The sequence below is a fragment of the Clostridium sp. AM28-20LB genome (assembly GCF_003480665.1).
GTDB lineage: Bacteria > Bacillota > Clostridia > Lachnospirales > Lachnospiraceae > Otoolea > Otoolea fessa.
The window spans coordinates 461,390-486,121 of record NZ_QUJN01000002.1 but is presented as its reverse complement, the minus strand read 5'-3'; the positions used below and the strand labels follow the sequence as shown (position 1 = coordinate 486,121).

Here is a 24,732-nt window from a genome sequence, read left to right as displayed (position 1 = left end):
TGCAGCATACCGGCGTAGCTGACTCTTTCCTTCCTTAGATAACTTTAAATTATCCTTACGCAAGAAAACGATCAGAAGCACATTCCCCTGATCGTTTTCTTTATTATATATAATTTTCTATCTTTTACTATTTTTTATTCAAAATCTTCCTTAATCACATCCCAAGCCGCATCAATACTGAAATGCTCGCGGATATAAACCTGCGTTTTCTCTGCCAGGTCTTCCAGGCGTTTTTCGTCTTTGTAGAGCTCTACGACTGTCTCGGCAAATTCGTCCGGCTGATCCTTGACGAGGAGAACTTTTTCTACATCCGGGATTCCCTCGCTGCCGACGGAGGTGGTGACGATGGGGGCACCGTTATAGATAGCTTCTACCACCTTGCCCTTAACCCCTGCGCCGTAGCGGAGCGGTACCACTACAATCCGGCAGTTCCGGTACAGGTCTGCCAGTTCTTCTTCACTTACAAAACCTTTGACGATGATGCCGTTTCCAGGCTGTTCCAGCGCTTTGATCTCGTCGGTCACTTTGGAACCGACGATGTAGAAGTTGACCTTGATCTGTTCCCGGATCTTCGGGAATACTTCTTTCGCGAACCAGAGCACCGCGTCTGCGTTCGGCGGATGCGCAAAGCCGCCGACAAACAGAAGTCCTTCCCGTTTGGCGAAGTCTTTGTTCAGATTCTGTAAAAACTCCTCATAGACATATGCCGTGATCGCCTTGACCGGAATCGTCTCATCAACGGCGTGGATCGCCTCTTCTTCGACGTAGGACGGATAATAAGACACCGCCACTTTGTGGAAGAGTGAAAACTCGATCGATTTCCAATATTCGGATTCCTGACGCTTCTTCACATCGCCGGTCAGCTCGTACTCGCGGAACTCACGCATAAAATGAAGGTCGTGACCATAGTAAATCATCTTAATATCGGTGTGTTCTTTGATAAAATCCACATACTTCGTCGCGATATGCGGGCGGTTCAGATATGCCACATGGATATCTTTTCCATTTTTCACCAGCCAGTCCCAGATACCGGTCAGGTATTCCTGTCCGTAGAGAACCTCGATTCCCATCTGCTGCAGCGTAGACGTATACGGTTCCTCATGGAGGTAATTATCTCCGATAAATTTAACAACATACCCCTTTTTCAGGAACATTTTCAGGTACTGGAACGTTGTCTTGGAACCGGCATCTTTGTCAAAAGTCGGCACATAGTGATCGATCACGACAATGATCTTCTTGCCCATGCTGCGCTCGCGTGCGCGGAATGGGTTTGGATTGCCGGTGTTGACGCACTGGTTCTTGAACTCTTCTTTCCATTTTTCTTTGAGCTTCTCGCTGTTTTCCACCTGATACCGCTTCAGACCGGTTCCGTTGACGTCCGTTCCGTTGGAAATGCCCTCGAAATGAATGACCTTGGATTTTGGCTGGTAAACGACGCGGTAGCCCGCTTTTCTCACCTCAAATGCCAGATCCGAATCCTCGCAGTATGCCGGGGCAAACCGCTCATCGAAACCGCCGATCTGCTTCCAGAGTGCGGTGGATAAAAGGATCGCTGCACCGGAAATATAGTCTACATCCTTGACATAGTTATATTCTGCCTTGTCCGGATCATCGAGGCGACCGTAATTCCAGCCGGAACCATCGCTCCAGATGATGCCGCCTGCCTCCTGTAAACGTCCATCCGGATATACCAGCTTAGACCCTACCATACCGATGGTGGAGTCAGATTCAATAAGATTTACCAGGGAGCTGAGCCAGCCTTCTGTTACCTGGGTATCGTTGTTTAAAAACATCACATATTTGCCGCGCGCCGCCTTGGCCGCCTGGTTGCAGTTTCGCAAGAATCCCTGATTGGTCTGATTGCGGCAGATCACCAGGTTATCGGCAAACTCCGCCAGATGCTCGGTGGCATCGGTTGAAACGTCATCTGCGATGATAACCTCATAACTCACATCCTTCGTATGCTCCAGAATCGACTGCAGGCACAGATAGGTATAGTGAATCTGGTTGTATACCGGAATTACGATGGAAACCGTCGGATTTTCTTCCTTCGGAAGGTGGATTTTTCCGTAGGTCAGATACTCCTCACCGATCTCAAAATCACCTTTGATAAGGTTCTTTCCTTCCTCGGTGGTGTACATCTTCATCATTTTACCCGGATGAAGAATCGTCCGTTTCCAGTAGCCGAGCTTCTTGCGGCGTACCGTGCCCTTTGGATAGCACCGGTTAAATGCCTGTCCGAGCTTGCGGCGCACCTTGAAAATGACCGCCTCATGACCATTTAAGTAGGTCAGCGTCTTGCCAAGCTCTGCATTTTCATGGCGCAGATCAGAAATGATAACGTCCAGATTCGCCACGTGGTTATTCGTCAGGCGCTGTACCTCCTGCACTTTGCGGAGTGCCGTATCTTTTTCCGAATTTTCTGCCCGGAGCGCATCCAGACGTTCGTTTGCCCTTGCAAGTTCTCCGTCCACATGGGAAAGATCGGCTAATGTCTTCGTCTTTACCATGTAATCTTCCTGGTAGGTGCGCTGGTTTTCCCCGTGCACGTACTCCTGGAAGCCGCGTTCCATCGCCTCGTAAAGCGAAAGCAGCTTCTCATCCGCCTTCACATACTCCGGGAACTGTCCGATAAATTCCCGCTCGGCCTGACCGCCCAACAGACTCTTATAACGGCGGTAGAAATAAACCAGTGTCCTGTATTTCACAAAACCAGCCGGAACCGGGAATAAGAAGACCCACTCATAGTCGATCGCGTAGGTTCCGTCCGCCGTCACCAGCATATTTTCAAAAAGGGCATCAATGTTGGAGGCGCTGTAGCTCTCGTCCGCAAGAACTGCCCCTAAAGAAGCCCATCCGCCGCCATTTTCTGTCTCTTTATCCCGATAGGAATCCAGCTCGCCCAGCGCATTAAATACCTTGATAAATTCCGGTGTCACCGCAAATGGTTTGCGTTCCTCCGGGCGGATGCTGTAGATCTCATCCATCGCAGCCCGGATCGCCGAAACCTCCGCATCCGCGCCCTGGGCAGTCAGAATTTCTCCCAAAAGTTCCGCCCGCGTTTTTCCCTCTAAATACGGAAAGACCGCTGTCATTCCCTCGTCCCGAAGCTCCGGTTTTGCCAGTTTCAGGGACGGATTCTGACGGTCAAGCACCTGATATTTTTCTTCGAAGGACTGGATGTGCGCCTTTCCCTCCGGATAGAGCGCCGTCTTCCAGACCTCGCGGGTTCCATTCTTTTCACGGATCTCTGTCCGGATCTGGAAGCAGTCTTCGCGGGTGCGGTTGTATTTCACATAGATAACGTCCTGTGAAGCATTCTCTGCTTCCGGCGCAGCCTGTCTCTGCCAAAAAACTAGAAATGCATTCGCAAATTCCGGGAACCGTCCGTCCTCGCAGGCTGCATCGAGCGCCGCCCCCATATCCATCAGCATATACTGCGGACAGTCATAGACCGGTAACACACCGGTCAGATCGCCTTTTTTCGGCAGATAGGCATCTGAAAAAATCTCTCCCGCCGTCCGGTAATCCGGCATCGGATAGTAAAATTCCCCGCCCGGAAGCAGCTGCTTCATTTCGTTCCAGGAAAGTGCACCTTTCTCCCGCTCTGCGCCTGCCATGTATTTCACGCCAAACCAGTTGGACGCCGCCGCAATCAAGGTTCCATGAGCAGAAAGAAGCTGTTTTGCGGCTGTCATCTGCGCCGCGCGTCCAGCCCTATCTGCCGCCGTCAAATCCCCGATCAGCACTACATATCCATATGTCCCGCCACGTTTTTCCGCTTCCCTCGCATACGTCTCCACATCCGCACAGACATAGCGGATCTTCGCCGCCAGCTCGGGCTCTGTCTGGAAGCGGCGGCGTACTACCTCCAGATTTTCTTCGGAAGCATCCAGCACCGTTACCGACGATAAACGTCTGGCAAGCAGCCCTGTCAGCGCGCCCGCGTCCGCCCCGATCTGCAGTGCCTGCTGTTCCGGGTCAAATTGGCACCAGTCCAACAGGTTTTCCCGCAAATCTGCCAGTGCGTACAGATAGGAAAGCTTCTTATTTTCCCGCAGCGCCTGGCGCCGGTCACTGCCGTATTTATCAAACAGAGCAATCAGCTCCTGATTGATTTTTTTCATCTTATTTCTCCTTTTATCATGCCTGCAGATCTTCCTGTGCCGCCTCATCCGCACTAAGCGACTCCGCCTGCTTCGCTGCCTCTCCGGCCGGCGATAACCTGACCGCTACATCCGGCTCCATGTCGTAGACACCGACCGTGTTCTTATTAGAAATAACGGTAATATTTGCCACATCGTAGAGACGGTGGTACACCACGTGCTCGCCGCCTTCAAATCCGGTACAGCTCATGGACAGCAGGTATTCGCCGCCCTGCAGGGTCATCTTCTGCGTAAACGCGACATCGTAAATATCGCCCTCCTTGACCGGATGGACATCCGTTCCCTCAAACAGGGTATTCGTGCCGGTCAGATCGGTTCCCTTCTTATCCTTGATCGTATAAGTAAATATCGGTGCCTGAATCGGTGCATTGAAACGGATGCGCTCGCGGATGGTAAACTCTTCGCCTTTTAAGAGCAGGTTAGTGATATTGCCGCGCGCGTCCACCAGTCCCAAATCGAAGATCTGCGCCCTACCGTCGCCGTACTCCTCGCGATTTGCGTTGATCGTCAGCTTGTCGCGCATCAAGCCCGGCTTTTTCACCGTTTCTCCGTTCAAACCAGGCGGACTTCCGGTGCCGTCCGATGCTGAACCAACTCCATTTTCTGCGGTGCCATCCACTGCCCCGGAGCCGTTTACATTTCCGGCATCGTTATTTCCAGCCTCATTTCCAGATGCACCATTCTCCGCACTTCCGGCTCCTGATTTCTCCGCTTTTACTACCTTGTCCCCGGAAAAATCGTTCATCACTTCCAGCTCGGCGCGCAGCGCATCCATCTGTCCTGCCAGAATCTTTTTGTAGAGATCGACCATCTTGCCCGCCGAACCCTGCGCGATAAACTCTCCCTTATTGAGCAGCACTACCTTATCGCAGTATTTGATGATACTTCCCATATCGTGGGTTACCATGATGATCGTCGTGCCGTTTTTGCGAATCTCCTCCATGCGGCGGTAGCACTTGGACTGGAAAAAGACATCCCCGACCGAGAGCGCCTCATCAACGATCAGGATCTCCGGCTCGACGTTGATCGCAAGCGCAAATGCCAGACGCACGAACATACCGCTCGAGTACGTCTTGACCGGCTGATAGACGAAGTCGCCAATCTCGGCAAAATCGAGAATCTCCGGCAGCTTTGCATCCATCTCTTTTTTGGTATATCCCATCATCGTACCGTTCATATAGATATTTTCGATACCGGTATAGTCCTGGTTAAATCCGGCTCCCAGCTCCAGCAGCGCCGAAATTTTACCGCGCACCGTGACCTCGCCGGTCGTCGGCGTGAGAACGCCGGTAATGATCTTAAGGATCGTCGATTTACCCGAACCGTTCGTACCGATGATGCCGACCGTCTGACCTTTTTCAACCGTAAAGGAAAGATCGCTCAACGCGTAGAAATCCTTGTGGTATTCTTTATGGCTGACGCTCAACGATTCTTTCAGCCGGTCGATCGGTTTATCATACAGCCTGTATATCTTGGTCACATTTTTCACTTCGACCGCGTACTTCTCTGCGTTCTCCGCCTCTTGTGCCCCTGTGTTTGTTGTATTTTCAGCAGACATATATCTTTTTCGTTCCTCCTGTTCCACTATTCTCGTAGTATAGCATGTTTTCTATGTTTCTTGCAATTCCTGTACGCAGAAAAACACACCTCTTTCTATGTACTCACGAAAAACATTCGTATTTTTTTGTGAAATGTTTTGTATTTTCTTGACAATATCCAGATGCTATGCAAAAATCATGGCAAAGGAGGATGATTCTATGGATTTTTTAACAATGACAATTCGAAAACAAAAAAATATTGCACTCATCGCACACGACAATAAAAAACGCGAACTCATCGACTGGTGCGAGGCGAACAAAGAGATCCTCAAAAAACATTTCTTATGCGGAACCGGCACCACCGCCCGCATGATTACGGAATATACCGGACTTCCAGTCAAGGGCTATAACAGCGGACCTCTGGGCGGCGACCAGCAGATCGGTGCAAAAGTCGTCGAGGGACAGGTTGATTTTATCATCTTCTTCTCTGATCCCCTGACCGCCCAGCCGCACGATCCGGATGTCAAGGCGCTTCTTCGAATCGCCCAGGTTTACGATATCCCGATCGCCAACAATAAAGCGACTGCCGATTTTATGATTACCTCGCCGCTGATGGATGAGGAGTATGAGCATGACATCATCAACTTCCATCAGAATATTAAAGAGCGGGCCAAGACGCTGTAAAAAACATATTCTCCCTTGTATTTATTCTCATTCTTCGGTACAATGGTCGTTACCGTTTATGAGAATACATACAAGGGAGATTTTTTATGTTACAGAAATTTTTTAAATACATTTTCCAAAGCATGGCGGGCATGCTGGGAATTTCCGTCTACATCCTCGCAGACACCTATTTTATCTCGGTCTACTCCGGTGCAGATGGTCTGGCGGTTTTAAACCTGATTTTACCGGTTTACGGGCTGATCTATGCGATTGGAGCCATGATCGGGATCGGATCGGCGACCCGTTATGCCATCGACCGCGCGCGGGGCAAAAGCGCCAGCTTCTATTTTCTCTCCGCCGTAACCTGGGATATTCTCATCAGCATTCCGCTGGTGCTGGCAGGCATTTTCATCCCGGATAAAATCTTGCAGCTTCTCGGCGCAGACGCGGGGCTGACCGCGCTCGGAAAACAGTATCTCCGCATTATTCTGGCTGCCTCTCCGTTTTTTATGTCCAACTACGCATTCACGGCGTTTGCGCGCAATGACAGCGCTCCGGCGATCGCGATGCTCGGCTCCATCGCCGGAAGTATGTTCAACATCGTGTTTGACTACATCTTCATGTTTCCGGCAGGTCTGGGACTGACCGGCGCGGCGTTAGCGACAGCATTCTGCCCGCTAGTGACGATGATCATCTGCAGCACGCACTACCTGGGAAAACACAATCAGGTCGGATTCCATTTCCGCGCTCCATCCCTGCGCCACCTGATCGCCTGCTGCCAGCTCGGCGTATCCGCCTTTGTCGGCGAAATATCCTCCGCCGTGATCGCGATCGTCTTTAATTTCCTGCTTCTGGGGCTCGCCGGAAATGTCGGTGTCGCCGCTTACGGCGTCACTGCCAATCTCTCCGTCGTTGCCATGTGCCTGTTCAACGGACTCGCGCAGGGCACGCAGCCGCTCATCAGCGAGAGCTACGGAAAAGGCGATCACACGCAGAGCCGCCAGTTCCTGACCTGGGGCGTCATCGCCTGCCTGATCGTGGAAGCGCTCATTCTGGTGCTGACCTGGAGCATGACCGATCCACTGATCCAGATCTTCAACCAGGAGCAGAACGCCGAACTTCTGCATTACGCCCACAGCGGGCTCCGGCTGTATTTCCTGGGCTTTCTCTTTGCTGGCATCAACATCCTGCTGGTTGCCTATTTTTCCGCCGTCGCGCAGCCAAAACCAGCTATCGCCGGTTCTCTGCTGCGCGGGGCCGTCGCTATCATCCTATGCGCTGTCACACTGGCGCGCCTGTTTGGGCTGAACGGCGTCTGGTTGTCTTTCCTGGCATCGGAAATGATCACTTTCTTCGCTATTTTGCTGCTGGCAAAGCTGGGACATTCTTCCAAAGAATTACATAATTTTAAAATAATTTGATTTTGCCCCAAAAAATATTTGACATTTTATATCATTCGTAGTATATTGATGAAAAATCGAATACACCAAAACCGTTGAAGCGGAGATCAAAGCAGCATATGCGCGCACAGAGAGTCCGGGAGGCTGAGAACCGGGTCGAGATGCAGGTTGCCAAATGGACCGCTGAGGGCGCAGCCAAAAGCTGGATATATTTTCAGCCTAGTACTCTGCGACGTAGGGCATACGTTAGTTGCCGGAGATATGCAGGTATCTCGCAAAGCGCATGGAATCACTCCATGAATCAAGGTGGCACCGCGGGCTTAAAAGCGAACGATGGATCCGAAGGGGATCCAGATTCTTTTGATAGTTACCCGTCCTTGACAGATTCTTAAAAGATCTGTCATGGGCGGGTTTTTTGTTGTTCTGAAATCCATCTTTCATTCAAACAAATTTCCCTGCACCTCCCGCCCGGACAGAAAACAGGGCTGCTGTCCTATCCAGAATTTCCACATTCAGAAATTTATCACTGGAAAACAGCCCCACATTTCAACAACAGGAGGATTTGCTATGTATCCAACACTTGACGAAGTCCGGAAAATCGCTGCATCCGGCGATTACCGGCGCATCCCTGTTTCCCGTGAACTCTACGCAGACGCTTTTACCCCGGTAGAGGTGCTGCGAACGCTGCGCGCTGCCAGCCATCACTGCTATCTGCTTGAAAGCGCCGAGGAAAACCAGAAATGGGGACGCTACTCCTTTTTAGGCTACTCCCCGGCGATGGAGCTGACCTGCCAAAACGGCGTCTTAAAAATCCGCACCGGCGAGGAGGACGAGCTGGCAGCCGAAGAAAACCGCGTCGTCTCCCATCCGGGCGAGACTATCCGTGAGATCCTGGCTGCCTACAAAAGCCCGAAGCTGCCGGATATGCCGCCTTTTACCGGCGGTCTGGTCGGCTATTTCTCTTACGACTACATCCATTACGCTGAGCCGACACTCGACTTTTCCAAACTGAAAAACGATGATTTCTGCGATGTTGACCTGATGCTGTTTGACCACGTTATCGTATTTGACCATTACCGACAGAAATTGATTCTCATCGCCGGTGTCCGGACGGATTCCTTAGAAAAATCGTATCGGCAGGCAGAAGAGAGCTTAAACGAGATTGTCTCCTTGCTGCAAAGCGGCGCCAAAGCGGTTTTCCGGCCATTAAAGCTCAAAGAAGAGCTGGCTCCTGCTTTTTCGAAAGAGGAATACGGGGCAATGGTTGAGAAAGCCAGACATTACATCCATGAGGGCGATATTTTCCAGGTGGTTCTCTCCAATCCGATGACCGCCGCCGCAGAGGGCAGTCTCTTCGACACATACCGGGTTCTGCGGACACTTAATCCATCCCCGTATATGTTCTATTTTACCAGCGATGATGTGGAAATCGCCGGTGCATCGCCAGAGACACTGACACGCTTAACCGACGGCACTCTCTACACCTTCCCGCTCGCCGGAACCAGACCGCGCGGGAAAGATAAAGAAGAGGACGAGGCGCTGGAACGGGAGCTTCTCGCCGATGAAAAGGAGCTGTCCGAGCACAACATGCTGGTTGACCTCGGTCGAAATGACTTAGGACGCGTCAGCCGCCTCGGTTCCGTCCAGGTAGAAACCTACGCTTCTGTCGTGCGATTCTCCCATGTCATGCACATCGGTTCCACAGTACGCGGCGAAATCCACCCGGATCGCGATGCGGTCGATGCCATCGACTCCATTCTCCCAGCCGGAACACTCTCCGGTGCGCCGAAGGTGCGGGCGTGCGAGATCATCGCAGAGCTGGAGGGAAGAAAACGCGGTATCTACGGAGGCGCCATCGGTTATCTGGATTTCACCGGAAATATGGACACCTGCATCGCCATCCGGCTGGCTTACAAGAAACACGGCCGCATCTGCGTCCAGTCCGGCGCCGGAATCGTCGCGGACAGTGTCCCGGAAAAAGAATTTATAGAATGCTGCAATAAGGCCAAAGCCGTGGTAAACGCCATCCAGACAGCAGAAGGAGGTCTCTTATGATTTTACTGATTGATAATTACGACAGCTTTGTCTACAACCTCTACCAGCTTGTCGGAACGATTCGCCCGGACACGATTGTCATCCGAAACGACCAGCTGACAATTGCGGATATTGAAAAAATGGCGCCGGATGCTATCATCATTTCCCCGGGTCCCGGAAAACCGGAGGACACCGGTATCTGCCTGGAAGCCATCCGCCATTTTGCCGGAAAAATCCCTATATTCGGCGTCTGCATCGGATTGCAGTCCATCTGTACCGCATTCGGCGGAGTCGTTACTTATGCCTCCCGGCTGATGCACGGAAAAACCTCCCCGGTCACCTATGAAGCGGGCAGCCTCCTCTTTCAGGGTATGCCGAATCCATTTCCGGCAGCCAGATACCACTCCCTGTCCGCCTCCCGTAAGGACCTGCCGCCAGAGCTTCGCGTGACTGCCATCTCCGATGATGGGGAAATCATGGCACTCGAACATACGACGATGCCGGTTTACGGAGTGCAGTTTCACCCGGAATCCATTTTAACGCCGGATGGACGGAAGATTCTGGAAAACTTTTTGACATCCATCCAATAAATTACACACCTCAGAAAGGAGTCTTCACCATGATAAAAGAAGCCATTATCCGTCTCTCAAAAAAAGAGGACTTATCCTACACCGAAGCCGAGGAAGTCATGAATGAAATTATGGAAGGAAAAGCAAGCCCGATTCAGATTTCCTCTTACTTAACCGCACTCTCCCTGAAGGGCGAGACGATCAGCGAGATTACCGCTTCCGCGGCAGGCATGCGGGCGCACTGCATTAAACTGCTGCACGATATGGATGTGCTGGAGATCGTCGGAACCGGCGGTGACGGGGCTAATTCCTTTAATATCTCCACCACTTCCTCCCTTGTGATTGCCGCAGCCGGTGTCCCGGTCGCAAAACACGGAAACCGCGCCGCTTCCTCCAAATCCGGCGCCGCCGATGTTTTAGAGGCGCTGGGCGTCAAGATTGACCTGCCGCCGGAGCGGAGCGCCAAACTGCTTAAAACGATCAACATCTGTTTCCTGTTCGCGCAGAATTACCACATTGCCATGAAATACGTCGCGCCGATCCGGAAAGAGCTCGGCATCCGCACCGTATTCAATATCTTAGGTCCGCTCTCCAACCCGGCGGGTGCCAACATGGAACTGATGGGCGTCTTTGACGATTCCCTTGTCGAACCACTCGCACAGGTTATGGCAAACTTAGGCGTCAAACGCGGCATGGTTGTATACGGACAGGATAAGCTCGATGAGATTTCCATGAGCGCCCCGACCTCCGTCTGTGAAATCCGCGACGGCTGGTTCCAGTCCTACACGCTGACGCCAGAGCAGTTCGGCTATGAACGCTGCAGCAAAGAAGAACTCGTCGGCGGTACCCCGGAAGAAAATGCCGAAATCACCCGCGCCATCGTAGAAGGACGCGAGCGCGGCGCCAAACGCCAGGCGGTGTGCCTGAATGCGGGGGCTGCGTTGTACATCGTCGGAAAAACCGAAACCATCGAGGATGGTGTGCGGATGGCAGAGAAGCTGCTCGACAGCGGGGAGGCGGCGAAAAAGCTGCAGCAATTTATCACAGAGAGCACACGAGAATAGGAGTTTTACACATGAACACAACCAACAATATCCTGGATCGTATCGCCGCCAAAACGAGGGAACGGATCTCCGTGGAAATGCGGCAGGTTCCGCTTTCTGAAATCCGCAGGCAGGCGGAATGGATTTTGCAGGATTCCCGCGATTTTAGCAGCCTTAGCGGTTCCTTCCGCCGCGCCCTCGCCAGACCGGGTATTTCTTTTATCTGCGAGGTCAAAAAAGCATCCCCCTCAAAGGGTGTGATCGCCGAACATTTCCCGTATCTGGACATCGCCAGAGAATACGAGGCGGCAGGCGCGGCGGCAATCTCCTGCCTGACGGAGCCGCACTGGTTCCTGGGTTCAGATCAATATCTGAAGGAAATTGCCTCACAAGTATCGATTCCGGTTCTGCGGAAGGACTTCACCATTAATCCTTATATGATATATCAGGCAAAGGCTTACGGCGCGTCAGCGATCCTTCTCATCTGCTCCATTCTGGATGATGCCGAGCTTCACGATTATATGCAGCTTGCAGATGAACTACATCTGGACGTGCTGACGGAAACACACTCCGCCGGGGAGATCGAGCGTGCCGTCAACGCCGGGGCGCGGATCATCGGCGTCAACAACCGGAACTTAAAAACCTTCGAGGTGGATGTGGAAAACAGCCGACGCCTGCGCGAACTGGCGCCGCGCGATGCGCTTTTTGTATCAGAAAGCGGCATCCGCACCGCCGAAGACATCCGGGCGCTGTATGAAAATGGCACTGACGCCGTTCTCATCGGTGAAACCCTGATGCGGGCGAACGATAAGCGCGCCATATTAAATGAATTAACACACCTGCTGCCAAAAGAACCACTTGAGGAAAAGAATCATGAGCAAGATTAAAATCTGCGGCCTGACGCGCCCCTGCGACATTGATTTTGTCAATGAGGCAAAACCGGATTTCTGCGGCTTTATCCTGGGTTTTCCCAAAAGCCGCCGCTGCATCTCCATTTCCACACTCTATACCCTGCGGGAACGGCTGGATGCATCAGTAAAACCCGTCGGTGTGTTCGTCGATGCCCCGTTGGAGATGATTCTTCCGCTCGCGGCGGACGGAACGCTTGCAGCCATCCAGCTTCACGGGCATGAAACGGAGGAGTATGTCCGGCAGTTAAAAGAAAGAACTTCCGTTCCCATTTTTCAGGCATTCCGCGTAACTGACCGCAAAAGCCTGCTTCCGGCACTTCAAAGTCCTGCCGATCTCATTTTACTGGATCATGGGGCTGGTGGAACAGGCAAAACCTTTGACTGGTCCGTGCTAGGAGGCATTACCCGCCCCTATATTCTCGCCGGAGGACTGGGACCGGACAATCTGGAATCCGCCATTTCCACGCTGCATCCGTGGGGTGTCGATATGAGCAGCGGGGTGGAGACGGACGGGGTCAAGGATCGGGAAAAAATCTGGAAAGCGGTTCAGATCGCCCACAAATATGCTGCCATTCATGACTAGCAAATACATCTGAGCCTATATCTGCAACCTGAAATTGTCTTAATGAAATTGTCTTAAATAAAATAAACACTTTATAAATAAGGAGAAAATCTATGTCAAAAGGAAGATTTGGCGTTCACGGCGGTCAGTATATACCGGAAACCCTGATGAACGCAGTCATCGAATTAGAAGAAGCTTACAACCTCTACAAGAATGACCCTGAATTTAACCGAGAATTGCAGGAACTTTTAAATGAATATGCCGGACGCCCGTCCCGCCTCTATTTTGCGAAGCGCATGACCGAGGATCTGGGCGGCGCCAAGATTTATCTAAAACGGGAAGATTTAAACCACACCGGCGCGCACAAAATCAACAACGTGCTCGGACAGGTTCTTCTCGCGAAACGGATGGGAAAAACACGTGTCATCGCCGAGACCGGAGCCGGTCAGCACGGCGTCGCAACCGCTACCGCTGCCGCCCTGATGGGGATGGAATGCGAAATTTTCATGGGAAAAGAGGATACCGAGCGCCAGGCGCTCAATGTATACCGGATGCGGCTTCTTGGCGCGAAAGTCCATGCCGTTACTTCTGGAACCGCCACCTTAAAGGATGCCGTTTCAGAAACCATGCGCGAATGGACCAACCGCATCGATGATACGCACTATGTCCTCGGTTCCTGCATGGGACCGCACCCATTCCCGACGATCGTCCGCGATTTCCAGGCAGTCATTTCCAAGGAAATCAAGGAGCAGATCCTCGAAAAAGAGGGACGGCTCCCGGATGCCGTTCTTGCCTGTGTCGGCGGCGGTTCCAACGCGATCGGCACCTTTTACAATTTTATCAGCGATCCGGATGTCAAACTGATCGGCTGCGAGGCAGCTGGACGCGGCATTGATACCGCTGAAACGGCAGCAACCATCGCCACCGGGCGTCTCGGAATTTTCCATGGCATGAAATCGTATTTCTGCCAGGATGAGTACGGACAGATCGCCCCGGTTTACTCCATCTCCGCCGGTCTGGACTATCCGGGCGTCGGACCGGAGCACGCGCACCTCTACGACACCGGGCGCGCACAGTACGTCGCGATCACCGATGACGAGGCGGTCGATGCGTTCGAATACCTGTCGCGCACAGAAGGTATTATTCCGGCGATCGAGAGTGCCCATGCGGTTGCCTACGCAAGAAAGCTGGCACCCGCCATGCGAAAAGACCAGATTATCGTGATCACCCTGTCTGGGCGGGGCGACAAGGACTGCGCTGCCATCGCGCGTTACAGAGGGGAGGATCTTCATGAGTAATATAAAAAAAGCATTTGAACACGGAAAGGCATTTATCGCCTTTGTAACCTGCGGCGATCCGTCGCTTGAGACGACGGAAGAACTGGTTCTTGCCATGGAACATGCAGGCGCCGATCTGATTGAGCTGGGAATCCCGTTTTCCGACCCGACCGCCGAGGGACCGGTCATCCAGGGTGCAAACTTGCGCGCCCTTTCCGGCGGCGTGACCACCGACAAAATTTTCGATATGGTCGCCAGACTGCGCCAGAAAACACAGATTCCAATGGTGTTCATGACCTACGCCAACGTCGTATTTTCCTACGGCACCGAGCGCTTCATCAAACGCGCTGCCGACCTCGGCATGGACGGGCTCATTCTCCCGGATGTTCCATTTGAGGAAAAAGAGGAATTTGACACCGTATGCCAGAAGTACGGGCTGGATCTCGTCTCCCTCATCGCCCCGACCTCCCATGACCGCATCCGCATGATTGCAAAGGAGGCAAACGGCTTCGTCTACTGCGTCTCCTCCCTCGGTGTCACCGGCGTCCGGAGTGAGATCACGACCGATATCGGCGCGATGGTAAATCTGGTAAAAGAAGAAAGCGATATCCCGTGTGCCGTCGGCTTTGGCATCTCCACCCCTGAGCAGGCTGCCAGAATGGCAGAAAAATGCGACGGTGTCATCGTTGGAAGCGCGATTGTGAAGCTCTGTGGGCAGTATGGAAAAGACTGTGTGCCGTATGTGGCAGAATACGTGAAATCAATGAAAAACGCGATTCGGTAAAAAAAAGAAAACCGTCTGTAAAAGAATCTTTCATTCTTTCTCAGACGGTTTTCTTTTTCTGGCTTCAGAAGCCTTGTTCTGTCGTAAATGCTTTAGGTTGGTGGTAACTCATCCAATTCTGCCGGATGGTTATAAGCTTGCGAGCAGATTATCCATTACATTTCGCACAGAAACTCTTTTTCTACTTCTGCCTCAGACTCGGTATAACCTAACTGTGCAGCTAAACGATGTACCAGTACCGGCATTGCTTCCTGCTCTAAGGACTCGGAAACTACATGCTTTTCTGCTGGTGTGTTGTAATATGCCTGATATAAATTCTCCTGATATAAACCGTTATTGAATGTTCTTGTTGCTTTCATCATGATAATTACCTCCATCAAATAAAATTATATTTTTTCATATGATAGGCGGAAATCCATTGCAATATTCTTATGATACTATTACGATATCCGTCTGTGAAAATCTCTTGTTTCTTTCGATGGCAATAATATAACACTATCAAACAAAAAGTACCATCCCCGGAAGTGGTATAAACTTATAAGTTATTTGCAATTATATAAACATAAGTTAATATATGTAATAAGTACCAATTTTGACACCCTTACTATGTACAAAAGTTACAAAAACATCCATATTTGAAATATAAACAAAAACGTCCGGCGGCGATTTTCGGATTTGTGCATCCCGCCTAAAAAAGAATGTACCTTGGCTCATTCGGGCGTCTCGCGCGGTCGCCTGCGAACGGTTCTGGCAGGGCTACGCGGATGGGCGCTGCCTACACAATGCGTGAACGGTGGCTTAACGGGATTCGCGGATTACCTCCTCAATATTTTTGTACGGAACCCGCGTAAAAAGCCCCCGCAGCTCTTCCGCCAAATCCAGTGCCATCGCGATTTTTGTGAGTGACAAAAGGGAAATCTGCCCCGTCGCCTCAAATCGCTTAATTGAGCCATAACTCACCCCACTCATGTCCGCCAGTCTCTGCTGTGAAATAGCGCGGCGTTTCCGGATGTTACGCAGCCGTGATGCCAGTTTCTGATCCAGTTCATCTGCAGTTTCCCAGATAAGTGCTTCCATATTGCTCTCCTGCCTCTCTAAAGATACTGACCTAACATGTCCTGCACACATGTACGAATCTGTTTTATCATTTCCATGCATCTCGTTTTTTTCATTCCGGCTGCAAGCCCAACTGCAAGCAGCTCCTTCTCACCCGGATTTCGTCCATTGCCATCTACGCTGGTCGTATGTTCCCCATAATATGTGTTGCTGTACGTCAGATCATACGCTGGTCCCAGGCGCCATTGCTCTTCCTCCTCCCGATATATATAAGTAAAATTCTTTGAATGATCATCCCGGTTGTGGGCAAACACATTAAAACACATACGGCGGAACATGTTTTCTATATCTTCTGCCTTCCCGTTCGTCAATATTTTCGTTAATTTCATCAATTGATGGTAATCCAGACTTGGCTGTTCAAAATCCAGTTCTAATAACGCCGCTGCCGTCAGCATATGAACCCGCTTTACCATCCCATTTTCTATTTCCCGATCAAATCGTCTGGTTCCAAAATATCCTTTGCATCGCCTTGAGGGAAACAATCTCGATTCACTCATGACAATTCCGCACTGTTTTGCACAGCACGCATAGTCATACTCCATCTTCCCTGCATCTTTTCCATCTATATGTGCCGGAAATTTAATCAGCCAGTCCTCTCCCTGAATCTGCGTCATGATTTTCGGGCGCGCACCTCCGCTTGTACCGCCCAGCCGGTACAGTTCATCCAGTTTGTCCGAGTATTCGGTATTTAATATTTTCTGGCAGGCCTCCGCAAGTTCGTCCAGATTATCATTTTTCTCCTCAACCGAAAGTTCCCGCTGCGGACGATAGGTCAACGCCCCCATCCCAGATCTTCCCACAACCGCCAGCCGGTCTAACACTGTCCAATCGTCTGGCTGCTGCTTATGCGCCAGCAAAAGACGCCGCAAAAGCAGGCGCCCCCACGCATCTGGCAAGCTATCCGCAAACACCCCAAACAAACCTTCAAAATAATCCTTATTTGGAATAAACACCTGCTTTTTCAAAGGCAGTGAAAACGGACTGATCGAAAATCCCTCTTCCAGCCATGCATCATCATACTCAAATGCCACCTTGTGATTCGCTGTTAATGCAAGAGTTCCTACCAGTCTGTCTTCATACATAACCTGAAGTTTCTTTCCTGTCTCCATCCGCCCCATCCTTTCTCCTTTATTATCCCATAAACACAAACTTTGGGGAAATTCTATTTTAATTTTTTTCATTTAAATCATGGATAATATATTATCTATTAATGCTATATTTTATTTGTTTTGTATAATATATTATCCATTTATTTTAATCTATCCACCCCTGATTTTCAAGTCTTCTACCTTCGCTTTTCAAAATTTCCCTCTTTACATCCTCTTCCATTTTTTTATAATAACCCTCGCGCAACAAAATATGGAATCAAGAGGCATAAAAAAAGAATCACCCGAACTAGCACTTTACGAGTGATTCTTTTTATTTAGTTTTAAAAAAACTTTGCAGCCCCCTTCCGCCCGGACATCCGGCACCTTACCCGTCCTTCTCCGGCACCTCATCCCGCCAGACAACCGGCTCCACATCCTCAAACAGCTCCTGGTTGCGCTCGACCGTCAGATAGACAAAATCATCCGGCTGGTATTCATCCAGAAGCGCCTCCGTGTACGTGTCAAAGGTCGCAAACACCGTTTTCCGGTACAGCTTCGGCATAAAATATTTAAGGTTCTGGCTAAAGGAATCGCCTACCACCAGAAGTGTTTTATCATTCGGCGAATCCGACTCAAATACTGCAAAGCTGTTGTCCTCGTTCATATCCACCGTCGTAGCCGTCACCTCCGGCAGATAATTCTGAATCACATATTCGGTATCGTCGCTGTACTCTGCTGCCATATTAAGCATCCGCGCCAGGTCTCCGGACGCCGGTCCTGCCGCCTCAATCGAGACTGCACTGAGCGGTGTCGAGGTTCCAAGCAAAGTCTGTGCAATCTGCTGGCTTCCGATAAAAGAGCCGATCTGGTTCCAGTGCGTATCATATTTGTAATAAAGCTGATACGTGTCCGCCTCTTTCAGAAGCTCCGGCTTCATGTCATACACCGGAAGTCCCTGCGCCGCAAGCTCCGGGAGCGCCGCATCCAGACGCGACTCACTTCCGTATACCCGGACCGAATCCGGCATATATTCCGCATAGACACTTTCCTTGTTGGGTGCCTCAAACATCACAAACCGGATGCCGCGCTCTTTCATTTTCTCGTTTACCGAGGTAATCGCGTCCGCCAGCGCTGTTTTCTCATCCGCCGTATAGAGATTTGTCCGCTGATAATCCGCCAGCGCATCCTCGCCGTCCTCCGAAACGGTGTAAAACAGCCAGTTTTCTTTTCCGACCGTCACATCCGAAATCGAGCTTTCATTTAAAAGCTCCAGATCCAGCTTTGTCTTCGCCTTGACAAACAGATTTTTAAACGGAACATGGTCGTTGTAATACGCTTCAAATTCCGTCAGAATATTGTCAAAATTAGCAGCCGACAGTTCCGGAAAGGATGCCAATTCCCTGTTTTCATAATTCTGCTGGTCCAGATGGCTCCTGACCGCCGGATAGACAAGCGTCGGCAGCACCAGGCTCGCCACAAAGGAACCAATCAGAAGTATTTTTGTCCCTGTCTCTCGATTCATATCTCTCGTTTTCTTCTCCCTGCATGAATCCATCTTTCTGTACTTTCACGCCCTGCCGCCCATGCTTTCATTTTTATGTCCTCATCGCACAGACAAACATACTTTCTACAGCGCTTTTAAAAACGGAAATAAATAAATGGATTATATGTATTGTTGACAAGCAGCAAAATGGAAAACCACAGGATCGCCATGTAACCGATCCAGCTTGTGACCGTCACCGATCCATCCTGCGCCAGCACGCGCCCTTTCCATTTCATCCAGAACCACTGCACCGGACCACATGCCAGCAGTGCCGCCGCCAGAAACACCCAGAGTTTCCGGTTCATGTAGCGTTCCATCAAAACGACTGCGCTGTGCGGCACAAACATATACCGGATAAAGGAAAATGCCTGCCCGATCGTGTCCGCGCGGAAGAAAATCCAGCCGATCAGCACGACAAACACCGCATAGATATGCGCCAACGGCCGGAATTTCTCCTGCTTCAGCCATTTTCCCAGAAAACAGCGCTCCAGCACGTTGAAAAAGCCATGGTAAATGCCCCAGAAAATGAACGTCCAGCCCGCTCCGTGCCAGATGCCGGTCAGCAGAAAGACCGTCCAAAGGTTGACATACGTCCGCGCCGTGCCCCTCCTGTTTCCGCCGAGCGGAATGTACACGTACTCTTTAAACCAGCTGGAGAGGGAAATATGCCATTTCCGCCAGAAATCCTGGATCGAAGTTGCTGTGTACGGCAGCCGGAAGTTTTCAATAAATGTAAAGCCAAACATTTTTCCAAGCCCAATCGCCATGTCCGAATAGCCAGAAAAATCGAAATAAATCTGCAGCATATAGAGAAGCGCCGTCAGCCAGAGCATCGCCTGGCTCACATCCGCCGCCTGATACGCGTAGACCGCGTCCACCACCTCGGCAAAGGTATTTGCCAGGATGACCTTCTTTCCCAGACCGAAAATAAAGCGTTTCACGCCGTAAGAAAAGCCCTCCAGCGTGACGGTCCTGTTTTCGATCTGCTCCTCGATGTCATGGTATTTCACGATGGGTCCCGCTATGAGCTGCGGGAAGAAGGAAATATAAAGCATCATGTTGAGCGGATTTTTCTGTGCCTGATTTTCGCCCCGGTACACATCCACCACGTAGGAAAGCGCCTGGAAGGTATAGAAGGAAATTCCGATCGGCAGCGTCACCTGAATCGCCGGAAGCGCTATATCAAACCCGCGAAGCAGCGGATTCAGCACCTCGGCGAGGAAATTATAATATTTAAAATAGCCGAGGATCAGAAGATTGAGCGTCACGCAGAGCGCCAAAAGCCATCTCTTTTTCCCGAATTTCTCCACCAGACGCCCGAAACCGTAGTTGAGCAGAACCGAAAAAATCATGAGCACCACATACCGCGGTTCGCCCCAGGCATAGAAAAAGAGGCTGAATACGGTCAGGATGCCGTTTTTGAACGGTTTGGGGCTCACGTAGTAGAGGAGCAGGATGCAGGGGAGAAGAACCCATAGGAAGATGATTGAACTGAAAACCATTTTATGTAAACTCCTATTGATAAGTTGTCGCAGAAGGGAGCTGCCGGAGGCGGCACTGGCAGCTTCTCAGATTATCGTTGTTCGCATCTCGATAATCCAATAGCTGTCAACACCATCTACAGCAGCTCCCTTCCCATCTACAGTACGTCTGAGAAATGGGGACGAAGTTTTTTGAATACCTTCAGTCCTATTATCATCAAAATAAATGTTACCACCCAGAAATAAATCGTCATCGTCGGCCGCTCGAAGAACCAGCTTCCCGTAAGCATGCTGTCGCGGTAGCCTGCGGCGATGTAGTAGAATGGATTAAGCTTGAATACCCACTCCAGCCAGGATGCGCGGCTGGTGAAGATTGCCTCGTCGTACATGATCGGGGTCAGCCACATGCCGAACTGGAGGCAGATGCCGACGATCTGCGCCATATCTTTAAAGAACACCTGCACGGCGCTGGTAAAATAGGTAAGCGCCAGTCCAAGCATCGACGCCGCAAAGGAATAGTATAACACCTGAATCCAGGTTGCAGACGGCATACGCCCGTCAATCAGGTACAGCCCCGCCATAATGATCAGGAAGCAGGCATGTACCAGGAAACAGGAGATAAGCTTGATAACCGGAAGCATCTCCACCTGGAATACTACCTTTTTAACCAGATAATGGTACTCCTGCAGGCAGTTTGTGCCCGTATTTAAAATCTCGCTGAAATAAAACCACGGGATGATACCCGGCGTCAGCCAGATGACATAGGTCGCCCCCGGAACCGGCGGCGCATTTTTCATGCCATGTTCACCGAAGATGAACGCATAGATCGCGATCGTAACCATCGGCTGGATAAACATCCAGACAATTCCAAAGTATGAGCCGACAAAGCGCTTGCGGAAATCCGCCTTGGCAAGCTCGGTGACCAATTTTCTTTTTCCTATCAGTTCCCGAAACAGGGAAATCAGTTCCCGCATTCTATCCTAACTCCATTCTTAAAATTTGAATGCATCCCGGAAGCCGCCCCATTTCTGGTCTTTCTCCGAAATAATCAACTCCATGCCTTCCTCGATCGGCCACTCAACGCCAATCTCCGGATCGTTCCATGCCATACCGCCCTCATCGCCAGGATGATAAAAATCGGTACATTTGTATGCAAATTCTGCCTCATCGGACAGTACCAGAAAGCCGTGTGCAAATCCTTCCGGAATGTAGAACTGCTTCTTGTTCTCCGCGGAAAGAACCACGCCAAACCATTTTCCGTAGGTCTCAGAACCGGTACGAAGGTCTACCGCCACATCAAATACGGTACCGCGCACTGCACGCACCAGCTTGCCCTGGGGATACTGTTTCTGGTAATGAAGTCCGCGCAGAACGCCCTTGACAGACATGGACTGGTTGTCCTGTACAAATACCATGTCGAGTCCCGCCTCACGGAAATCGTTCTGATTGTATGTCTCCATAAAATAACCGCGCTCGTCCTTGAAAACAGTCGGTTCAATTACATAAAGTCCCTTGATGTCACATGGTGTTACTTTAATCTTTCCCATTTTTCTATCTCCTTCTTATGCAGGTATTTCAATTCATTTTTCAATACGTAACTGGCATCATCCTTTTCGGCTGTGCCATCTTTAACTATATCATTCGTTTTTCTGGCTGACAACCTTTTTTACAGATGTTTGTGCCTCTTTCCCCCGCTCATTTTCATCCAGCGCAATCTTCTGCGCCAGATCCTTGACCTTCGTCTCCAGCTGCGACTGTTTGATCGACATATGGAACATTTTCACAATCAGAAGGAAAATAACCGCCAGATAGATAAAATTGGCAGTCGTGTACGTTCCCGCCAGCTCCGCCAAAAGATCCGGCAGCCCCGGAAAGATACTGAACACAATGAGAATGGACGAGAATCCCAGCCAGAAAATCGAATCCTCGATCTGGAGTTTTGACTGCCGGATCTTCCGCATAATCATAAAGGTTGTCAGGATCGACACAACGATCAGGACAACTCTGAGTGTTGGCGTCATGGCGCTACCTCCTCTTTCTGAAATTCTGGATTAACAGAATCGAAATCAGCATTTTAAGCATATACCGCATCGCATTGACCGGTGTCAGGTAGCTGACTCCCAGAATCCGTTCATCCATGATGACCGGCACCTCCGCCACCCGCGCGCCCTGGCGGATCAGGTAGGAAACGGTGTCCGGCTCCGGACCGTAGTTAAGCCCCGATGCAAATTCCCGGATCATGCGCTTGCTGAACATCCGCATTCCCGAGGTCGGATCCTTGATATTGACACCAGTTGTGAAGCGGATCGCCATCTCGATCAGATTGCTTCCAAGCATCCGCATCGTAAATGGCTTTTTCTCCCCGACAAACCGGGAACCGATGACGATATCGTAACCTTCTTCCATTTTTTTCATCATGGCTTCCAGATACTCCGGACGGTGCTGTCCGTCTCCATCGAGCTGGACCGCATATTGATATCCGTACTTGTCGGCATATTTAAGTCCCGCCTGAAATGCCCCCGCCAGTCCCAGATTGACCGGAAGGTTCAACAGATTATATCTATTTCTCTGGCAGATCGCCGCCGTCTCATCGCGCGATCCGTCATTGACGACCACATAATCATACTGCGGAAAATTGGCAGTCAGATGGTTCACAACCCGCTCTATATTTTCGGCTTCGTTGTACGCCGGTATGACTATCAAAAGTTCGGCTTTTTCCGCCCCAGAAGCTTCTTCTGTGGACAATAACGCCTTATCTTCCATCGCCCGCTTCTCCTTCCCAGTATGCCGGATTCATCGTCAGGCTTCGAATCAGCCCCTCCGGCAGCTTTTTATAATGCTTTCCCAGCCAGTACCCGGCATATTTGCTTCCGCTCGCCATCACAAGCTGCGGCAGAAGAAGCGCGTGGCCGTTTTCCACCAGCCATTTCGCTGTTTTCTTCACCAGACGGATTCCCTCGCCCTCCGAATGAAGTCGCCCAAACACCTCGGGGTGATCCGCCTGCGATACGCCGAGGTCGAAATTCCGGTGCAGCTGCTGCATCGCCGTATAATTGTGGGAATGGATGACCTGCGCGTCCGCCGCGTAGGCAATCTGATACCCGGCTTCCACCGCGTGTCCGGCAAAAATCATATCCTCGTTGAAAATGGTTTTCTTCGTAAATCCGCCAAGCTTCAGGTAAATATCCCGCCGGTATGCCGCGCAGACATTGGAACAGAAATACGTCTTGATTCCCAGCTCGTCCTCATCCTCTTTCCCTTTCAGGCGGCTCACCGCCGGATAATTAAAGTCCCTCGTATACCGTTCAATCACACCGCAGTCCGCCGCCGGGAGCTGTCTCGCATATGCTGCCGCCACTCGTTCCGACGCATCCAGCGCCTCCAGAAGCTCCTTTACCAGATTCCGGTCATACGGCACGCAGTCATGCGTCATGCAGATGCAGACATCCGCATCTGATTTCAAAATTCCCTCATGGCGAGTTCTTCCATGGTCAAATTCCGACTGGCGGATATGGCACACGGTCAGCTTCGTATCTTCCCCCTCAAATAAGGATTCAAACCGCCCGGCATCCCAATATTGTTCTTCCGTATTCATGATGATCACACGGCCCACCGACACACTCTGTTCCAACAGCCTCCGCAGAAGTTTTTCCAGCTTATCCCCCGGTTTGAAGGTGGGTATAATCACATCAGCTTTTCTCATTTTTCGTACTCCTTATAGGCTTTTCTGTAAAAATGCATCAGAATCCTTACCATCCAGTCCGGCCACATTTTCCGGAACATCGCCATCTCATCCGCCGGGCGCCGGTTGTCCTCGATGCAGGCTTTCGTCGTCGCCGCCGCATGGACACGGTAGGCAATCAACGGTTTTTCCGAACAGATAAAACGTCCCTTTTTGCCCGCCAGCTCGTAAAGGTTGTCCCAGTCCAGCGCAAAATCATACTCCGAATGGAACATATCGTCCCCAATCTGTTCTTTATTGTACGTGCAGGACGGACAGCAGATTGAATTGCCAAACCAGACACTGCTCCGCTTGATCCAGGTGCGGTTTGCCAGGAAACGAAGCCGCAGCGGCAGGCGCAGTATCTTTTTTACCAGCCAGACCATGTTAAATGGCTCCGGAATGGCTTTCATTTTTCCCTCTTTCTCCGTCATGCGGATCGTGAGATAATCGCTCGCAAACAGCAGCAGATCCGGATATTTCTTCCATGCCTTTAAAAGCTTTTCGGCATAATCGCTGCGGTATCGGTCGTCCTGATGGGCGATCGTGACGAAACGCCCCTGCGCCTTTCCATAGGCAAACATCCAGTCCTCACGGATATTGCTCGCCCCGTCCCGCACATAGAGCGGCACCTGATACCGCGCTGCCAGCTCCCGGATATAGCTGCTCGGCGTCGAGGTACAGCAGATCACCTCCGATTTGACCGTCTGGCTCGTCACCGAACGCAGACATTCTTCCAGATACGGCGAATCCTTGTATGCACAGACCGCAAATGTATGAATGATTTCCTGCTGCATCTCGTTTCCCTTTCTCTCTCGCTCTTTCATGCCGCACTT

The 24,732-nt window shown here is 50.9% G+C and carries 22 protein-coding genes; 9 read left to right on the top strand and 13 right to left on the bottom strand.

Translation table 11 applies throughout. From position 1 onward, the window contains the following. Nucleotides 1-134: 134 nt before the first annotated feature. Nucleotides 135-4,127, bottom strand: coding sequence for a glycosyltransferase (locus tag DW739_RS07150; protein WP_118742838.1), 3,993 nt, complete (start codon nt 4,125-4,127; stop codon nt 135-137). Between the two features lie 16 nt (nt 4,128-4,143). Then, on the bottom strand, nt 4,144-5,724 hold the full coding sequence (locus DW739_RS07145) for an ABC transporter ATP-binding protein (protein WP_118742837.1): 1,581 nt from the start codon (nt 5,722-5,724) through the stop codon (nt 4,144-4,146). A 199-nt stretch (nt 5,725-5,923) separates the two neighbouring features. Between DW739_RS07145 and DW739_RS07140 the strand changes: the two genes are divergently transcribed. The 9 genes from DW739_RS07140 to trpA all read left to right on the top strand — a co-directional run bounded on the left by DW739_RS07140 (nt 5,924) and on the right by trpA (nt 14,947). Continuing rightward, on the top strand, nt 5,924-6,388 hold the full coding sequence (locus tag DW739_RS07140) for a methylglyoxal synthase (protein ID WP_022360055.1): 465 nt from the start codon (nt 5,924-5,926) through the stop codon (nt 6,386-6,388). 86 nt (nt 6,389-6,474) lie between these two features. Continuing rightward, nucleotides 6,475-7,788: an MATE family efflux transporter gene (locus DW739_RS07135; protein WP_118742836.1), complete on the top strand. Its 1,314-nt coding sequence runs from the start codon at nt 6,475-6,477 to the stop codon at nt 7,786-7,788. Nucleotides 7,789-8,334: 546 nt separating this feature from the next. Continuing rightward, complete coding sequence (trpE, locus tag DW739_RS07125) at nt 8,335-9,822, top strand: anthranilate synthase component I (RefSeq protein WP_118293649.1); 1,488 nt, start codon at nt 8,335-8,337, stop codon at nt 9,820-9,822. Further along, complete coding sequence (locus DW739_RS07120) at nt 9,819-10,391, top strand: aminodeoxychorismate/anthranilate synthase component II (RefSeq protein ID WP_118742835.1); 573 nt, start codon at nt 9,819-9,821, stop codon at nt 10,389-10,391. Before trpE ends, DW739_RS07120 begins: the two co-directional genes overlap by 4 nt. A gap of 29 nt (nt 10,392-10,420) precedes the next feature. Next, entirely contained in the window at nt 10,421-11,434 is a 1,014-nt protein-coding gene (gene trpD, locus DW739_RS07115; RefSeq protein WP_118293632.1) for an anthranilate phosphoribosyltransferase, read from the top strand. An 11-nt stretch (nt 11,435-11,445) separates the two neighbouring features. Then, nucleotides 11,446-12,300, top strand: a complete 855-nt coding sequence (gene trpC / locus DW739_RS07110) for an indole-3-glycerol phosphate synthase TrpC (RefSeq protein WP_118293633.1) — start codon at nt 11,446-11,448, stop codon at nt 12,298-12,300. After that, entirely contained in the window at nt 12,287-12,907 is a 621-nt protein-coding gene (locus tag DW739_RS07105; protein WP_118293634.1) for a phosphoribosylanthranilate isomerase, read from the top strand. The genes trpC and DW739_RS07105 overlap by 14 nt, the downstream gene beginning before the upstream one ends. A 92-nt stretch (nt 12,908-12,999) precedes the next feature. Beyond that, nucleotides 13,000-14,184: a tryptophan synthase subunit beta gene (gene trpB / locus DW739_RS07100; protein ID WP_118293635.1), complete on the top strand. Its 1,185-nt coding sequence runs from the start codon at nt 13,000-13,002 to the stop codon at nt 14,182-14,184. After that, nucleotides 14,177-14,947 (top strand): tryptophan synthase subunit alpha, encoded by a 771-nt coding sequence (gene trpA, locus DW739_RS07095; protein ID WP_182427953.1) that lies wholly within the window; start codon nt 14,177-14,179, stop codon nt 14,945-14,947. The genes trpB and trpA overlap by 8 nt, the downstream gene beginning before the upstream one ends. 155 nt (nt 14,948-15,102) lie before the next feature. Here the strand turns inward: trpA and DW739_RS07090 are convergent, their stop codons facing one another. The 11 genes from DW739_RS07090 to DW739_RS07040 form a co-directional block, all read right to left on the bottom strand. Next, nucleotides 15,103-15,309: a hypothetical protein gene (locus tag DW739_RS07090; RefSeq protein WP_107000704.1), complete on the bottom strand. Its 207-nt coding sequence runs from the start codon at nt 15,307-15,309 to the stop codon at nt 15,103-15,105. Nucleotides 15,310-15,745: 436 nt separating this feature from the next. Further along, entirely contained in the window at nt 15,746-16,024 is a 279-nt protein-coding gene (locus tag DW739_RS07085) for a helix-turn-helix transcriptional regulator (RefSeq protein WP_107000705.1), read from the bottom strand. A 17-nt stretch (nt 16,025-16,041) separates the two neighbouring features. Beyond that, complete coding sequence (locus DW739_RS07080; protein WP_118742865.1) at nt 16,042-17,172, bottom strand: type II toxin-antitoxin system HipA family toxin; 1,131 nt, start codon at nt 17,170-17,172, stop codon at nt 16,042-16,044. A 364-nt stretch (nt 17,173-17,536) separates the two neighbouring features. After that, nucleotides 17,537-18,673 (bottom strand): hypothetical protein, encoded by a 1,137-nt coding sequence (locus DW739_RS07075; RefSeq protein ID WP_182427952.1) that lies wholly within the window; start codon nt 18,671-18,673, stop codon nt 17,537-17,539. A 116-nt stretch (nt 18,674-18,789) separates the two neighbouring features. Then, nucleotides 18,790-20,196, bottom strand: a complete 1,407-nt coding sequence (locus DW739_RS07070; protein ID WP_118742832.1) for an MBOAT family O-acyltransferase — start codon at nt 20,194-20,196, stop codon at nt 18,790-18,792. A gap of 137 nt (nt 20,197-20,333) precedes the next feature. Beyond that, the gene (locus DW739_RS07065) at nt 20,334-21,149 is read right to left on the bottom strand and encodes an ABC transporter permease (RefSeq protein WP_022360049.1); all 816 of its coding nucleotides are present in this window, start codon (nt 21,147-21,149) and stop codon (nt 20,334-20,336) included. Nucleotides 21,150-21,167: 18 nt separating this feature from the next. Further along, entirely contained in the window at nt 21,168-21,722 is a 555-nt protein-coding gene (gene rfbC / locus DW739_RS07060) for a dTDP-4-dehydrorhamnose 3,5-epimerase (RefSeq protein ID WP_118742831.1), read from the bottom strand. A 90-nt stretch (nt 21,723-21,812) separates the two neighbouring features. After that, complete coding sequence (locus tag DW739_RS07055; RefSeq protein WP_107000709.1) at nt 21,813-22,196, bottom strand: DUF2304 domain-containing protein; 384 nt, start codon at nt 22,194-22,196, stop codon at nt 21,813-21,815. A gap of 4 nt (nt 22,197-22,200) precedes the next feature. Next, nucleotides 22,201-22,938, bottom strand: a complete 738-nt coding sequence (locus tag DW739_RS07050; protein WP_118742830.1) for a glycosyltransferase family 2 protein — start codon at nt 22,936-22,938, stop codon at nt 22,201-22,203. Next, entirely contained in the window at nt 22,928-23,878 is a 951-nt protein-coding gene (locus tag DW739_RS07045; RefSeq protein ID WP_118742829.1) for a glycosyltransferase, read from the bottom strand. The genes DW739_RS07050 and DW739_RS07045 overlap by 11 nt, the downstream gene beginning before the upstream one ends. Then, entirely contained in the window at nt 23,875-24,723 is an 849-nt protein-coding gene (locus DW739_RS07040; RefSeq protein ID WP_118742828.1) for a glycosyltransferase family A protein, read from the bottom strand. Before DW739_RS07040 ends, DW739_RS07045 begins: the two co-directional genes overlap by 4 nt. Nucleotides 24,724-24,732 lie beyond the last annotated feature (9 nt).